At 68.7% G+C, this 14,989-nt stretch carries 12 protein-coding genes; 10 read left to right on the forward strand and 2 right to left on the reverse strand.

Annotation, left to right across the window (positions count from 1 at the left end; genetic code table 11):
- Positions 1-274: 274 nt before the first annotated feature.
- From ectA to CEF10_RS05815, 9 genes are all read left to right on the forward strand, one after another.
- Positions 275-763 carry a diaminobutyrate acetyltransferase gene (gene ectA / locus CEF10_RS05775; RefSeq protein ID WP_408638423.1) on the forward strand — a complete coding sequence of 163 codons (489 nt, stop codon included), beginning with the start codon at positions 275-277 and terminating at the stop codon, positions 761-763.
- Between the two features lie 50 nt (positions 764-813).
- Positions 814-2,103: a diaminobutyrate--2-oxoglutarate transaminase gene (gene ectB / locus CEF10_RS05780; protein WP_101067181.1), complete on the forward strand. Its 1,290-nt coding sequence runs from the start codon at positions 814-816 to the stop codon at positions 2,101-2,103.
- A gap of 4 nt (positions 2,104-2,107) precedes the next feature.
- Positions 2,108-2,500, forward strand: coding sequence for an ectoine synthase (locus CEF10_RS05785; RefSeq protein ID WP_101067182.1), 393 nt, complete (start codon positions 2,108-2,110; stop codon positions 2,498-2,500).
- Between the two features lie 41 nt (positions 2,501-2,541).
- Entirely contained in the window at positions 2,542-3,987 is a 1,446-nt protein-coding gene (locus CEF10_RS05790; RefSeq protein WP_101067183.1) for an aspartate kinase, read from the forward strand.
- A gap of 138 nt (positions 3,988-4,125) precedes the next feature.
- A complete protein-coding gene (locus tag CEF10_RS05795; protein WP_101067184.1) occupies positions 4,126-4,830 on the forward strand; it encodes a GntR family transcriptional regulator in 705 nt (234 codons plus the stop codon).
- A complete protein-coding gene (locus CEF10_RS05800) occupies positions 4,820-5,728 on the forward strand; it encodes a dihydrodipicolinate synthase family protein (protein WP_101067185.1) in 909 nt (302 codons plus the stop codon). The genes CEF10_RS05795 and CEF10_RS05800 overlap by 11 nt, the downstream gene beginning before the upstream one ends.
- On the forward strand, positions 5,725-7,215 hold the full coding sequence (locus CEF10_RS05805) for an aldehyde dehydrogenase (RefSeq protein WP_101067186.1): 1,491 nt from the start codon (positions 5,725-5,727) through the stop codon (positions 7,213-7,215). The genes CEF10_RS05800 and CEF10_RS05805 overlap by 4 nt, the downstream gene beginning before the upstream one ends.
- 65 nt (positions 7,216-7,280) lie before the next feature.
- Entirely contained in the window at positions 7,281-8,831 is a 1,551-nt protein-coding gene (locus CEF10_RS05810) for a trimethylamine methyltransferase family protein (protein WP_101067187.1), read from the forward strand.
- Positions 8,832-8,835: 4 nt separating this feature from the next.
- The gene (locus CEF10_RS05815) at positions 8,836-10,176 is read left to right on the forward strand and encodes an NAD(P)/FAD-dependent oxidoreductase (RefSeq protein WP_101067188.1); all 1,341 of its coding nucleotides are present in this window, start codon (positions 8,836-8,838) and stop codon (positions 10,174-10,176) included.
- Positions 10,177-10,232: 56 nt separating this feature from the next.
- Here the strand turns inward: CEF10_RS05815 and cueR are convergent, their stop codons facing one another.
- Complete coding sequence (gene cueR / locus CEF10_RS05820) at positions 10,233-10,619, reverse strand: Cu(I)-responsive transcriptional regulator (protein WP_101067189.1); 387 nt, start codon at positions 10,617-10,619, stop codon at positions 10,233-10,235.
- Positions 10,616-13,123, reverse strand: a complete 2,508-nt coding sequence (locus CEF10_RS05825) for a heavy metal translocating P-type ATPase (protein ID WP_101067190.1) — start codon at positions 13,121-13,123, stop codon at positions 10,616-10,618. The genes cueR and CEF10_RS05825 overlap by 4 nt, the downstream gene beginning before the upstream one ends.
- A gap of 156 nt (positions 13,124-13,279) precedes the next feature.
- Here CEF10_RS05825 and ade point away from each other — a divergent pair, with 156 nt between their 5' ends.
- The gene (gene ade / locus CEF10_RS05830; protein ID WP_101067191.1) at positions 13,280-14,989 is read left to right on the forward strand and encodes an adenine deaminase; all 1,710 of its coding nucleotides are present in this window, start codon (positions 13,280-13,282) and stop codon (positions 14,987-14,989) included.

A 14,989-nucleotide genomic window follows, 5' to 3' on the forward strand; every position in this document is an offset into this window, starting at 1 on the left:
TAGCGTATTCCGCGCCGGGCGCAATCCTCGACGCGACCGGTGCCGAACCCGGTGGCGCACAAAGCCTTAGTCCGAATGAAGCAGTTTCCGGGCAGTATCGTGAACCATACTAAGGACATTAATACGTAAATAGCGCGCTATCGCGGGTCGGGGAAGAATATTACTTAGCCTATTGAAAAATTATGCGCGCCCCTTATACTATGCTCAACGAAGCAACAAGGGACCTGTGACAGTGCATAGCATTCAGGGATCGAAAACCGACTCGCCGATCGTCTTGCGCAAACCCGACCGCGAAGACGGCTCCGCCATCTGGGACCTGATCGCGGCGTGCCATCCGCTCGACGAGAACTCGATGTACTGCAACCTCATCCAGTGCGATCACTTCCGCGACACCTGCGTGCTTGCGGAGATCGACGGCGAACCGGTCGGCTGGATCTCGGCCTACGTCATGCCGCAGGATCCCGAGACGCTTTTCGTCTGGCAGGTCGCCGTGTCCGAGAAGGCACGTGGCCGGGGGCTGGGCACGCGCATGCTGTCCGAGTTGTTCGCCCGCGATGCCTGCGAGGGCGTCACGCGCCTGCAGACGACGATCACGATTTCCAACGATGCCTCCTGGGCCCTGTTCGGGCGCTTCGCCCGCGCACAGGGCGGCAAGCTGCGCAGCGAGCCGCACTATACCCGCGAGGATCACTTCGACGGTCGCCACGCCACCGAGCACATGGTGACCATCGAATTCGCCAAGGCGCTCGAGCGCGCCGCCTGACACCGGGCCGCCCGCGCCGCGCCTTAACTCTCCCAGAACGAGGAATAATCATGTCGACTGACACGTCAGCCGAAATCGCAATCTTCGACCGTCGCGAATCCGAAGCGCGCAGCTACTGCCGCGGGATGCAGTCGGTCTTCACCAAGGCCCAGGGCTCCGAGATGACGGATGCCGACGGGCGCAGCTACATCGACTTTCTGGCGGGGTGTTCCTCGCTGAACTACGGGCACAACGACCCGGACATGAAGGCCGCGCTGATGGATCACATCGCCGGCGACGGCATCGCGCACGGCCTTGACCTGCACACCGAGACCAAGGCGGGCTTCCTGAACGCTTTCGAGGAGCACATCCTCAAGCCGCGCGACATGGATCACCGCGTGATGTTCACCGGCCCCACCGGCGCCAACGCCGTCGAGGCCGCGATGAAGATCGCCCGCAAGGTCACTGGGCGCAACAACATCATCGCCTTCACCAACGGTTTCCACGGCGTCACCCTGGGTGCGTTGTCGGCCACGGCCAACGGCTATCACCGCGGGGGTGCCGGCACGACGCTGGACGGTGTCACCCGCATGCCCTTCGACGGGTACATGGGTTCGGGCTGCGACACGACGAAGTTACTCGAGGCGATGCTGACCGACGGGTCCAGCGGCATGGACGCGCCGGCCGCGATCATGCTGGAAACCGTTCAGGGCGAGGGCGGCCTGAATGCGGCGGATCCGGAATGGATCAAGCGCGTGGCCGAGCTGGCCCACGAACACGGGGCCCTGCTGATCGTGGACGACATCCAGGCCGGGTGCGGCCGCACGGGCAGCTTCTTCTCGTTCGAGGAGATGGGCATCATGCCCGACATCGTGACCATGGCGAAATCGGTTTCCGGCTTCGGCCTGCCGATGGCGCTGACGCTGGTGCGCCCCGAGTACGACATCTTCGGCCCGGCCGAGCACAACGGGACGTTCCGCGGCAACACGCACGCCTTCGTCACCGCGCGCGTCGCGATCGAGAAATTCTGGTCCGACGACAGCTTCCAGAAGGAAATCGGTGAAAAGGCCGACATGCTCGAGCAGTCGCTGGAGCAACTGGCCCAGATGGTGCCGGGCGCCTTCCTGAAGGGCCGCGGCATGATGCGCGGCGTGGACGTGGGCACCGGAGAGCTGGCCGAGGCGATCTGCGGCCGCGCCTTCGAGAAGGGACTGGTGATCGAGACCTCGGGATCCGACGACCAGGTGGTCAAGGTGCTCGCGCCGCTGACCACCCCGAAGGAAACCTTCCGCAAGGGTCTCAACATTCTTCTGGACGCCGCGCGCGACGTGACGGCCCAGGCCAAGTTCGCGGCGGAGTGACCCGATGATCGTACGTGATTTCGACGACGTGGTGGAACAGGGTGGCGCGGTCTCCGACGCGCACTGGACCTCGGTACGCATGTTGCTGGCCGATGACGGGATGGGCTTTTCGTTCCACATCACCTTCCTCGAGGCCGGCTCCGAGCACACATTCGAGTACAAGAACCACCTCGAAAACGTCTACTGCGTCCAGGGCAAGGGGTCGATCACCGACCACGCCACAGGCGAGACGCACGCGATCAAGCCGGGGACGATGTACGCGCTCAACGAGCACGACCGTCACACCCTGCGTGCCGACGAGGAACTCGTCATGGCGTGCGTCTTCAACCCGCCGGTCACCGGCAGGGAGGTCCACCGCGAGGATGGCTCCTATGCCGCGCCGGACGACATGAAATGAGCAGAGGCGCCCGGCAGCGCGCCTGACCGGGTGAGACACAGTTGGATTTTCAGAACCATACCGTGGAAAAGATCGGCGGCACCTCGATGTCGCGGCTGGACGAGCTGCTGAAAACGCTGTTCGTCCGTGACACGGACAAGGAAACCTACAACCGCATCTTCGTCGTGTCCGCCTTCGGCGGGATCACCGACAAGCTGCTGGAACACAAGAAGACGGACGAGCCGGGCGTCTACGCCCGCTTCGCCAACGAGGAGGACGATCACGGCTGGCTCGACGCGCTGTCCGAGGTCGGCCATGCCATGCGCGCGGCCCACCAGGACATCCTGGCCCACCAGGCCGATCGCAGCGATGCCGACGACTTCGTGCGCGACCGCGTCGAAGGTGTGCGAAGCTGCCTGATGGACCTTCAGCGCCTGTGTTCCTACGGCCATTTCCGGCTGTCGCAGCACATGATGTTGACCCGCGAACTGCTGTCGGCGCTGGGCGAGGCGCACTCGGCCTATGTCGCCGTTCTCGCGCTGCGCCGCGAGGGCGTGAACGCACGGTTCGTGGACCTGTCGGGCTGGCGCGACGAGCGCGAACTCGACCTCGACGCACGCATCCGCGACGGGTTCGACGGCGTCGACCTGGAAACCGAACTGCCGATCGTCACCGGCTACGCGCAGTGCGCGGAGGGCCTGATGCGCGAATTCGACCGCGGCTATTCCGAGGTCACCTTCAGCCGTATCGCAGCCCTGACGGCCGCGCGCGAGGCGATCATCCACAAGGAGTTCCACCTCTCGTCGGCCGACCCGAAGCTGGTCAGCGGCGGGCGCGTGCGCAAGCTGGGGCACACCAACTACGACGTGGCCGACCAGCTGTCCAACCTCGGGATGGAGGCCATCCACCCCAAGGCGGCCAAGACGCTGCGCCACTCGGACGTGCCGCTGCGCGTGACCAACGCCTTCGAGCCGCACGACCCCGGCACGCTGATCGACGATTGCCCGGCCGACACGCCGGGTGCCGAGATCGTCACCGGCCTCGATGTCCGCGCGCTGGAGCTGTTCGAGCAGGACATGGTCGGCGTGAAGGGCTACGACGCGGCCATCCTCGAGGTGCTGACGCGGCACGGTGTGCGCATCGTCTCGAAGACCTCGAACGCCAACACGATCACGCACTACGTCGACGCGCCCCTGCGCGCCGTGCGCCGTGTCGAGAAGGACCTGAACACGCTCTACCCGAATGCCGAGCTGGCGGTGCGGCCGATGTCCATCGCTTCGGTCATCGGGCGCGACCTGAAGGGCCTCAACGTCCTGGGCGAAGGTCTGAAGGCGCTGGCCGCGGCGGATATCGAGGTTCTGGGCGCGCACCAGACGACGCGTTCCGTGGACGTGCAGTTCGCCGTGCCGCGGGAGTCGCATGACGCCGCGATCGGGGCGCTGCACGCCGCGCTGGTGCCGCAGGAGCCCGCCGAGACGCCCGAGGCGCCCGCCGCGAAGGCCGCCTGACAACCCGACTGCGGGATTGACATGAATGATGCGCCGCCGGCCTGCGGGCCGGCGGCGTTTTTCGTGCGGGGTCGGTCGCGTTCGGGACTCGACATTTGAATACCGATTGTATACGTCATGTATTCGAAAGGAGTTGCCATGACGACCGACCGCAAGACAGACTGCCTCGAAGACCTGCGCATGCGCATACTGCGGCAGGACATCGCGCCGGGCGCGGACCTCGACGAGACACAGCTTTGCAAGGAATACGGCATCTCGCGCACGCCGATGCGCGAAATATTCCAGCGGCTCGGAGGCGAAGGGTACCTCGTGCGTGCCCAGAACCGCACGGCCAAGGTCGCATCGATGGACATCGCCACCATGCGGATGTTCTTCCAGACAGCGCCCCTGGTCTATGCCAACATCGCGCGGCTGGCGGCCGAGAACCGGCGCAGCGACGAGATCGCGACGCTTGCACGGATCCAGGACGGCTTCCGCGCCGCCACGGCCAAGGGTGACGCGGGCGAGGCGGCGATCCTGAACCATCGGTTCCACCTGCAGATCGGCGAGATGGCCCACAACCCTTACCTGCTGCCCAGCCTCAAGCGGATGCTGATCGACCACACCCGGCTGAGCCAGACGTTCTATCGCCCCGCCTCCGCCGACGAGAAGCTGCGCGTGGCGAAGGCCTGCGAACAGCACGACGCGATGATCACGGCGATCGAGCGGCAGGAACCCAGCCTCGCCGTGGAACTCACGCTGGAACACTGGGACCTGTCGCGCGACCGGCTCGAACGGTTCGTGTCGCCCGATCCCTTGCCCGTCGACGTGGTTGCGATGAAGGAACGTCGGGATGCGCTTTGAAGGTATCTGGACGCCCGTCGTCACCCCCTACCAAGAGGATTTCAGCCTCGACCGCGCGGCCCTGGCCGACACGGTCGAACACCTGATCGGGGCGGGGGTGCACGGGCTGATCCTTGCCGGTACAACCGGCGAATACTACGCCCAGACGCCACAGGAACGCGTCGAGATGATGGGCGAGATGGCCGGTCTGGTGAAGGGGCGCGTGCCGCTGGTCATCGGCACCGGCGCCATGCGCACCGAGGACAGCATTGCCTATGCCGAGGCCGCCAAGGCCGCCGGCGCCGACGCGATCCTGATCGCCACGCCGCCCTACGCCTGCCCCACGGGGCGCGAGATCGCGCTTCACGCGCTGGCGGTGGACCGCGCGGCGAACCTGCCGGTCATCCTCTACAACTACCCCGACCGGATGGGCGCCATGATGGACGAGGCGTGCCTCGACCGGCTGGGCCGCTCGCCCAATTTCGCCGCGATCAAGGAAAGCTCGGGCGACATCAACCGCGTGCACCTGCTGGCGCGCGATTATCCCCACATCGGGCTGTTGTGCGGCATGGACGACCAGGCGCTGGAATTCTTCGCCTGGGGCGCGCGCGGCTGGGTCTGCGCGGGCTCGAACTTCGCGCCCGAAGCACACATCGCGCTGTACGAGGCCTGCGCGCTCGAAGGCGACTTCGACAAGGGCCGCCGGATCATGAAGGCGATGATGCCGCTGATGCGCGTGCTGGAACAGGGCGGCAAGTTCATCCAGTGCATCAAGCACGGCCTGACCCTGCGCGGCATCCCCGCCGGCCCGCCGCGGCGGCCGCTGCACCCGCTCAACAAGGATGACAAGCGCGCGCTGGAGGAAGTGATCCGCACCATGAACCGCGCCGTGGCCGACATCACAGGAGAGGCGCAATGACCGATCTTCTCACCCGCGAGGAATACGCGGCCATCGCCGCCGATCTCGATCTGCCCGCCGCGCCATTCGTCGAGGGAAAGTTCCGCAGCGGCAACGGCCCGGCGATGGACACCCGCAATCCCGCGAGCGGCAAGGTGCTCACGACCCTGAGCACGGCGGACAACACCGACGTGGATTTCGCCGTTCAGAAAGCGCGCGAGGCGTTCGAGCGGGGCGACTGGGCGCGCGCGCACCCGTCGGAGCGAAAGGACGTTCTCATCAAGCTGTGCAAGTACATCACCCGCCGGCGGCACGAGCTGGCGGTGATGGAAAGCCTCGATTCCGGCAAGCCCATCCGCGATTGCGAACTGATCGACGTGCCCGAGACGATCAACACCCTCAAGTGGCACGCCGAGTTGATCGACAAGATCTACGACCAGACCGGGCCGTCGGGCGACGACGCGGTCAGCATGATCGTGCGCGAACCCGTCGGCGTGGTCGGCGCCGTGCTGCCGTGGAACTTCCCGCTGATGATGCTGGCGTGGAAAATCGGCCCGGCGCTGGCCGCCGGCAACTCGGTGATCGTCAAGCCTGCCGAGCAGACCCCGCTGACTGCGCTGCGCGTGGCCGAACTGGCCCACATGGCCGGCGTGCCGCGCGGCGTGCTGCAGGTACTGCCCGGCGACGGCCCGCAGGTGGGCGAACCCCTGGGGTTGCACGGCGACGTGGACATGGTCAGCTTTACCGGGTCCACGGAAACCGGCCGGCGGTTCCTGCGCTATTCGGCCGACAGCAACCTCAAGAAGGTGGTGCTGGAATGCGGCGGCAAGAACCCGGCGGTTGTGCTGAAGGACGCCGAGAACCTCGACCATGTCGCCGGGCACGTGGTGGGTGCCGCCTTCTGGAACATGGGCGAGAACTGCAGCGCCAACAGCCGCCTCATCGTGCACGAGGCGGTGAAGGCCCCGCTGCTGGAGCGCATCCTTGCGCGGCTGCGCGACTGGCGCACCGGTGATCCGCTCGATCCCGCGAACCACCTGGGCGCGCTGGTCGATCCCGCGCATTGCGAGAAGGTGCAGGCCTATCTGACCGGGCAGGCGCTGGCCGGCGGCGCGGCGGAAGGGCCTTTCGTGCCGCCCACGGTCTACGAGGTGGCCGCCGACGACCCCCGCGCGCGGGAGGAGATCTTCGGCCCCGTATTGTCGGTCATCCCCGTGGCCAGCGATGCCGAGGCGATCGCGCTGGCCAACGACACCGATTACGGGCTGACGGCCAGCGTGTTTTCCGCGAACGCCCGCCGCGCGCTCCGCGCCGCGCGCGACATCCGCGCGGGCACGGTCACGGTCAACTGCTACGGCGAGGGCGACATCACCACGCCCTTCGGCGGCATGAAGCAGTCCGGCTTCGGCGGGCGCGACAACGGGATACACGCCCACGACCAGTTCACGGAAATCAAGACGATCTGGATCGACCTGACCGACCCCGCGGACGGGGACAACCTGGAATGACGCGCGCCCGGCGCACGCTCATCAGCCCCAAGGGCTGATGGGCGAGCCCGGTGCAGGAGGAGTGGATGACCGTGACCGAGACGAAACCCGCCCGCCGCGGGCGCGGCGCCCGCAAGGCCAGCCGCCAGACCCGCGACATCGCCATGCTTCCCGCGCTCGCGCGGCGCCTGCCGCTGGTCGAGCCGATGACGCCCGAGCAGATCGCGCGGATCGACGCGGCCTCGATGCACATTCTCGAAAACGTCGGCGTGGTGTTCCGCGACCCGGTCGCGCTGGAGGACTGGCGCGGCGCCGGCGCCCGGGTGGAGGGCGAGACCGTCTATCCCGATCGCGGTCTCGTGCGCGACCTGATCGCGACGATCCCCGAAACCTTCACGCTGCACGCGCGCGACCCGGCCAAGAGCCTGCCCTTCGGCGGCAACCACGCGATCTTCGTGCCGATGACCGGCGCGCCCTACCTGCGCGATCTCGACGACGTGCGCCGCAACCCGACGCTGGCCGACCTCGCGGATTTCCACCGGCTGGCGCACATGCTGCCGGGGCTGCATTCGAGCGCGCACCACATCGTGGAACCCTACGACCACCCGATCAGCCAGCGGCACCTGCGCATCACCTATTCGTCCATGAAGCATTCCGACAAGACCTTCATGGGCATGACCACCAGCCCCCGCAACGCCGAGGACGTGCTGGAGATGTGCGCGATCCTCTTCGGCGCGGACCACATGGAGGACCACCCGGTCGTCACCGGAAACTGCAACGGCAACTCGCCGCTGGTCTGGGACGAAACCATGCTGGGGGCCATGCGCGCCTTCGCCCGGCGCAACCAGCCGGTGCTGTGCTCGCCCTTCGTGCTGGGCGGTGCCAACACGCCGGCCTCGGTCGCGCCCACCGTCGCCCAGCTCAACGCCGAGGCGCTGAGCGCGCTGGCCTACACCCAGATCATCCGCCGCGGCGCGCCGGCGATCTACGGCCACTACCTGTCGACGGTGTCGATGAAATCCGGTGCGCCGATGGCCGGCACGCCCGAGATCAGCCTGATGAACCTGATGATCGGGCAGATGGCACGGCATTACGGCGTGCCGTGGCGCAGCTCCACGACGCTCGGCGGGGCCAAGACGTTCGACGCGCAGGCGGGCTACGAATCCGCCAGCACGCTCATGGCGTTGCAGATGGCCGGAACCAACTACATGTGGCACGCCGCCGGGTGGAACGAGGCGGGGATGCACTGTTCGATGGCCAAGTTCGTGGTCGACGCCGAGCAATGCGCGATGGCCCACCGGCTCGCCTCCGGCATCCGCTGGGACGATTTCGACGAGGCGGTCGCGGCGGTGGCGGATGTCGGTCCCGGCGGGCATTACCTGGGGCACCCGCACACGCTGGAGAACTTCCAGCGCGCGTTCTTCATGCCCGAGCTGTTCGACAACAACGCCTTCGAGCAATGGCAGGCCGAGGGCGCGCGGGAAATCACCGCGCGCGCGCTCGCCCACGCCCGCCAGTTGCTGGAAACCTACGAGGAACCGAAGCTGGACCCGGCCGTGGACGAGGCGCTGCAGGACTACATCGCCCGGCGCGAGCGCGAGATCCCGGCGGCCGACGCCCTCAACCAGGAGCATTGATCCGATGGGTGCGACCACGGTCTCCCGCCTGCCGGTCGATCCCGGCCCCGCCGCCTGGAACGAGATCCTGCCCCCGCCGGCGCCGGCCGGGGCACTCGACGGGCCCACCACGGCCGACTGGCTGATCGTCGGCGGCGGCTTCGCCGGGCTGGCGGCCGCGCGTCGGCTGGCACAGCTGTATCCTGGCGACCGGATCGTGCTGCTCGAGGCGCGGCGCATCGGGCAGGGGCCGGCCGGGCGCAACACCGGATTCATGATCGACCTGCCGCACGACCTGTCCTCCGACGATTACGGCGGCGCGGTGGACAGCGACCGCGCGCAGACCCGCGCGAACCGCGCGGCCATCGATTTTGCCGCCGGGATGGCCGCCGAGTTCGAGCTGGGCGACGAGGCGTTCACCCGCTCGGGCAAGACCAATGCCGCCGCGACGGAAAAGGGCGACCGGCACAACCGGGACTATGCCGCGCACCTGGACCGGATGGGCGAGGCGCACGCGTGGCTCGACGCCGCACAGATGCACGAGATGACCGGAACCGGTTACTACAGCAGCGGCGTGCACACCCCCGGCACGGCGATGATCCAGCCGGCGCTGTTCGTGCGCGGTGTGGCCGCCGGTCTGGCCTCCAACCGCGTGCGGATCCACGAGGACAGCCCCGTCGTGCGCCTCGCCCGCCATGGTGACTGGGTGGCGGAAACGCCGACGGGCCGGGTGACCGCGCCCCGCGTGATCCTGGCCGTCAACGGCCACGCCGAAAGCTTCGGCCACTTCCGCGGGCGGTTGCTGCATGTCTTCACCTACGCGTCGATGACGCGCGCGTTGACCGGTGACGAGGTCCGGCGGCTGGGCGGACAGCCGCGGTGGGGTGTCACGCCGGCGGACCCGATGGGCACGACCGTCCGGCGCATCGCGGGGCAGGGGGGCGACCGGATCGTGGTGCGCAATCGCTTCACCTGCGATCCCGCGATGGAGGTTTCCGAAGCGCGGATCGCACGCGTCGGCCGGGCCCACGACCGCGCCTTCGCCGCCCGGTTTCCCATGCTGGACGGGGTTGAGATGCAGTATCGCTGGGGCGGGCGTCTCTGCCTGAGCCGGAACGGCGTTCCGGCGCTGGGCGAGGTCGAGGAGGGGCTTTTCTCCGCGTGCTGCCAGAACGGGCTGGGCACCGCAAAGGGCACGCTGCACGGGATGCTGACGGCCGATCTGGCCTCGGGGCGCGGGTCGGCGCTGCTGGACGAGGTGATGGCCCAGCCCGCGCCGAAACCGCTGCCGCCACGCCCGCTGACATGGCTGGGCGCCAACGCCGTCATGCGCTGGGGCGAGTTCAGGGCGGGCCGCGAGATGTGACCCGTTGCAGGGCCGCCGGCGCCCGTTGCGCCGAAAGCCTGGCGGGTTGGCGGGCGTCAGTCCTTCGCCAGGTCCTTGAGGATCGGGCAGTCGGGCCGGCTGTCGCCGGCGCAGGAGTGGATCAGGTCGCGCAGCGTGTCGCGCATGGCCTCGAGCAGGGCGATCTTCCCCTCGACGGTCTCCAGGTGCTGCTGCGCCAGCCGTTTGACATCCGCGCTGGCCCGGTTCTCGTCCTCGTAGAGCGCGAGAAGGGTGCGGCAATCCCCGATCGAGAAGCCAAGCGCCCGCGCGCGGCCGAGGAAGGCCAGCTTGTGGAAATCGGTTTCCGCGAACACGCGGTATCCGCTGGAATCACGCGCGGGACGGATCAGGCCGATGTCCTCGTAGTACCGGATGGTCTTGGCCGGCAGGCCCGTGCGGTCCGCGATCTCGCCGATGGTCATGTCGCCTCCTTCAACCGTGGTGCCGCGGCGGGCGCGGCGCCGTCGGGCGCGTCCGCGCCCGGCGCCATGGCCGGGGCCAGCCGCCGCAGCCTCAGCGCGTTGCCCAGCACGAAGACGGACGACAGCGCCATCGCGCCGGCCGCCAGCATGGGCGACAGCAGCGTTCCCGACACCGGGTAGAGCACGCCGGCGGCCACCGGGATCAGCGCGGTGTTGTAGGCGAACGCCCAGAACAGGTTCTGCCGGATGTTGCGCATGGTCCGGCGAGAGACGTCCAGCGCGTTGACCACGCCGCCGAGGTCACCCGACATCAGCACCACGTCGGCGGTTTCGATCGCCACGTCGGTGCCGGTGCCAACGGCAACGCCGCTGTCGGCCTCGGCCAGCGCGGGCGCGTCGTTGATGCCATCGCCGACGAAAGTGATCGCGCCGGCCCCGTCGCGCAGCCTGCGCACGGCCTTGGCCTTGCCCTCGGGCGGCACCTCGGCGCGGACGTGATCGATTCCCAGCTGGCGGGCGATGGCGTGCGCGGTCGCCTCGGTGTCGCCGGTGATCATGGCGACCTCGCGCCCCGATGCGCGCAGGGCGGCGATGGCATCGGCGCTCGACGGCTTGACTGGGTCGGCGATGGCGAAAACCGCCACCAGCGCGCCGTCGACGGCCGCGAACACCGGCGTCTGACCACCGGCGGCAAAGGATTGCGCCCGGTCCGACAGCGGCGCGGTGTCGATGCCTTCATCCGCCATCAGCCGCCGGGCGCCCACGCGGATCTCGTGCCCGTCGACCTGCGCGCTCAGCCCGTGTCCGGTGATCGCCTTGAAGGCGGTCACATCGGGCAGCGTCATATCGGCGGCTTCCGCCGCGATGGCGCGCGCCAGCGGGTGTTCCGATTTCGACTCCGCGGCGGCCACCAGGCGCAGGACATCGTCCCGGTCCGCCCCTTCGGCCATCGCGATGTCGGTCACGCGCGGCGCGCCCTCGGTCAGCGTGCCGGTCTTGTCGAAGGCCACGAGCCGCGCGCCGTCGAGCCGCTGCAGCGCATCGCCCTTGCGGAACAGAACGCCCATCTCGGCCGCGCGGCCCGTGCCCACCATGATCGAGGTCGGCGTGGCCAGACCCATCGCGCAGGGGCAGGCCACGATCAGCACCGAGACCCCGGCGACCAGCGCAAAGGTCAGCGCGGGTGCCGGACCGAAGATCAGCCACGCGATCACCGTGGCCAGCGCCGCCGCGATGACGGCCGGCACGAAGACCGCGACCACCCTGTCGGCCAGGGCCTGCACCGGCAGCTTGGCGCCCTGCGCCTGCTCGACCATCTCGATGATCTGCGCGAGCACCGTGTCGCGGCCCACCTTCGTGGCGCGGAACGTCAGTGCCCCCTCGCCGTTGATGGTGCCGCCAACGACCGTGTCGCCCTCGGCCTTGGCCACCGGCACCGGTTCGCCCGAGATCATGCTTTCGTCGACGTAGGACCGGCCGCCCGTCACCTCGCCGTCAACGGCGATCTTCTCGCCCGGGCGGACGTGGATGATGTCGCCCACCACGATCTCGTCCAGCGGGCGTTCCCCGACCGTGCCGTCGCGTTCCACGCGCGCGGTGCGCGGCTGCAGCCCGACCAGCTTCTGGATCGCGGCGCCGGTGCGGCCCTTGGCGCGGGCCTCCAGCCAGCGGCCCAGCAGGATCAGGGTGACGATGACCGCCGCGGCCTCGAAATACACCGCGCGCGTCCCCTCGGGCAACAGGGCGGGCGCGAACAGCGCGACCGTCGAATAGAGCCAGGCGGCGCTCGTGCCCATCGCCACGAGGCTGTTCATGTCCGGTGCCCCGCGCAGCAGGGCGGGCCCGCCGACGGCGAAGAACCCGCGCCCGGGCCATGCCAGCACGAGCGTCGTCAGCACGAACTGGATGAACCAGCCGTTCCGGCGCCCCAGCGTGTCGTCGATGAGCTCGGCCATGCCGGGGATGAAATGGCTGCCCATCTCCATGACGAAGACCGGCAGGGTGAGCGCGGCGGCGATCAGCATGGACCGGCGCGCCCCGGCGATCTCGGCCTGGCGGGTCTCGGCGCGGTCGCGGGTGCCGCCGCTTTCGGGGTGTGCGGGATAGCCCGCGTCGGTCACCGCACGGGCCAGTTCGGCCGGGTCGGCGGCGCCCGACAGGATGCGGACCTTCGCCGTTTCGGCGGCCAGGTTCACGGAGGCGTCCAGGACACCCGGCATGGCGGTCAGCGCCTGCTCGACCTTGCCGATGCAGGACGCACAATGCATCCCCTCGATCCGCAGGGTCACCGTGTCCTCGGCGGCGGGATAGCCCGCCTCGTCCAGGGCCTCGGACACGGCCCGCGGGTCGATATCGGCGGGGGCGACCTGCGCGGTGCGATTGGCGAAGTTCACCGTGGCGTCGCGAATGCCGGGCACCGCGCCCAGCGCGCGTTCGGCCCGGCCCGCGCAGCCGGCGCAGCTCAGCCCCTGAACCTCGAAAGTCATGCGGTCTGTCGATGCCATGAAACGGCCTTTCGTCGCGTTGCTGCAACGCAGATAAGGGTTCCAGTCACTGGAAGGTCAAGGGTGCCGTCGCAATTCCCTGCCGACGGCCCGGGCATATGGCCAATCCCGCGCCGCATGCCTAGACTTTCAATGCGGGCAAACGGGAGGCGGCCGATGACACTGTCGCAGGATCAACTGGAAACCCTGATCGCGCAGGGGCGGGGCGAGGTCCCGGCCGAGACCGTCTTGCGCGGCGGTGAGGTGTTCAGCCCGGTCACCGGCGAGATGATCGCGGGCGACGTGGCCATCGGGGCCGGCGGGCGCATCGCCGGTATCGGCGAAACCTATGATGGACGAACGGTGATCGACGTTGCGGGCCGTATCCTCGTGCCCGGGTTCATCGACACGCACCTGCACATCGAAAGCTCGCTCGTCACCCCGCAGGAGTTCGACCGCTGCGTCGCGCCCCGTGGTGTGACCACGGCGATCTGCGACCCCCACGAAATCGCGAACGTGGTGGGGGCCGACGGCATCCGCTACTTCCAGCGCGCAAGCGAACACACCCTGATGGATATCCGGGTGCAGCTGTCGTCCTGCGTGCCATCGACCGAAATGGAAACCGCCGGTGCGCGGATCGAGGCCGCCGATCTGGCGGCGCTGCGCGGGCATCCCTCGGGCATCGGGCTGGCGGAATTCATGAACTATCCCGGCGTGATCCACCGCGACCCGGGCTGCATGGCCAAGCTGATGGAGTTCGCCGGCGGGCACATCGACGGGCACGCGCCGCTGTTGTCGGGGCGCGACCTGAACGCCTACATCGCCGCGGGCATTGCCACCGAGCACGAGGCGACCACCGCCGACGAAGCGCAGGAGAAACTGCGCAAGGGGCTGCGCATCCTGATCCGCGAGGGGTCGGTGTCGAAGGACCTGCACGCGCTGGCGCCGTTGCTGACCGAGCGGAATTCGCCCTACCTCGCAATGTGCACCGATGACCGCAACCCGCTCGACATCGCCGAGCAGGGGCACCTCGACCACATGATCCGCACCGCGATCGCGCTGGGCGCGCCGCCGCTGGCGGCCTACCGCGCGGCCACCCTGTCGGCGGCCGAGGCGTTCGGTCTCAAGGATCGCGGGTTGATCGCGGCCGGGCGGCGCGCCGACATCGTGGTACTGGACAGCCTTGAGGACTGCCGCGCCGGGATGGTGTTCTGCAACGGCGTCCTGGCCGACGACGCGGCCTTCGCCGCCAGGGATCCCGTCGCGCCGGTGGGGCGCGGCTCGGTCAAGGCGCCACGCGTTGCGGCCAAGGATTTCCGCAGCACGTCGAACAAGGCGGAAACCGACGTGATCGGGATCCGAGAGGGGCAGATCCTGACCGATCACCTGCATGAACGGATCGCCGTGCAGGATGGCGACAAGCGCCCCGATCCCGCGCGCGACCTGGTCCGCATCGCGGTGATCGAACGCCACGGCCGCAACGGCAACATCGCCACCGGGTTCGTCAGGGGCTTCGGGCTGCGGGCCGGGGCCATTGCATCCACCGTCTGTCACGATCATCACAACATCGCCGTGGTGGGCGCCGATTACGCCGACATGGCGGTCGCCGCCAACCGGCTGGGCGAGATCGAGGGCGGCTTTGCCGTGGTGCGTGACGGTGCCGTGCTCGCCGAACTCGCGCTGCCCGTGGCCGGGCTGATGAGCCCCGAGCCCTTCGAGGTGGTGCGCGACGCGCTGAAGGAGCTGCACGCCGCCGCCAGCAGCCTTGGCGTGACGCTGGACGAGCCGTTCCTGCAGCTGGCGTTCCTCGCGCTTCCGGTGATCCCCAGCCTCAAGATCACCGACCGCGGGCTGGTGGACGTCACCCGGTTCGAGATCATCGCCTGA

Source organism: Roseovarius salinarum (genome assembly GCF_002834145.1).
GTDB lineage: Bacteria > Pseudomonadota > Alphaproteobacteria > Rhodobacterales > Rhodobacteraceae > Roseovarius > Roseovarius salinarum.

What these genes read in the sequence shown, in the direction of transcription:
- ectB (WP_101067181.1), top strand. Translation starts at nt 814, where the DNA reads ATGTCGACTGACACGTCAGCCGAAATCGCAATCTTCGACCGTCGCGAA.
- CEF10_RS05785 (WP_101067182.1), top strand. Translation starts at nt 2,108, where the DNA reads ATGATCGTACGTGATTTCGACGACGTGGTGGAACAGGGTGGCGCGGTC.
- CEF10_RS05795 (WP_101067184.1), top strand. Translation starts at nt 4,126, where the DNA reads ATGACGACCGACCGCAAGACAGACTGCCTCGAAGACCTGCGCATGCGC.
- CEF10_RS05800 (WP_101067185.1), top strand. Translation starts at nt 4,820, where the DNA reads ATGCGCTTTGAAGGTATCTGGACGCCCGTCGTCACCCCCTACCAAGAG.
- CEF10_RS05805 (WP_101067186.1), top strand. Translation starts at nt 5,725, where the DNA reads ATGACCGATCTTCTCACCCGCGAGGAATACGCGGCCATCGCCGCCGAT.
- CEF10_RS05810 (WP_101067187.1), top strand. Translation starts at nt 7,281, where the DNA reads ATGACCGTGACCGAGACGAAACCCGCCCGCCGCGGGCGCGGCGCCCGC.
- CEF10_RS05815 (WP_101067188.1), top strand. Translation starts at nt 8,836, where the DNA reads ATGGGTGCGACCACGGTCTCCCGCCTGCCGGTCGATCCCGGCCCCGCC.
- cueR (WP_101067189.1), bottom strand. Translation starts at nt 10,619, where the DNA reads ATGACCATCGGCGAGATCGCGGACCGCACGGGCCTGCCGGCCAAGACC.
- CEF10_RS05825 (WP_101067190.1), bottom strand. Translation starts at nt 13,123, where the DNA reads ATGGCATCGACAGACCGCATGACTTTCGAGGTTCAGGGGCTGAGCTGC.
- ade (WP_101067191.1), top strand. Translation starts at nt 13,280, where the DNA reads ATGACACTGTCGCAGGATCAACTGGAAACCCTGATCGCGCAGGGGCGG.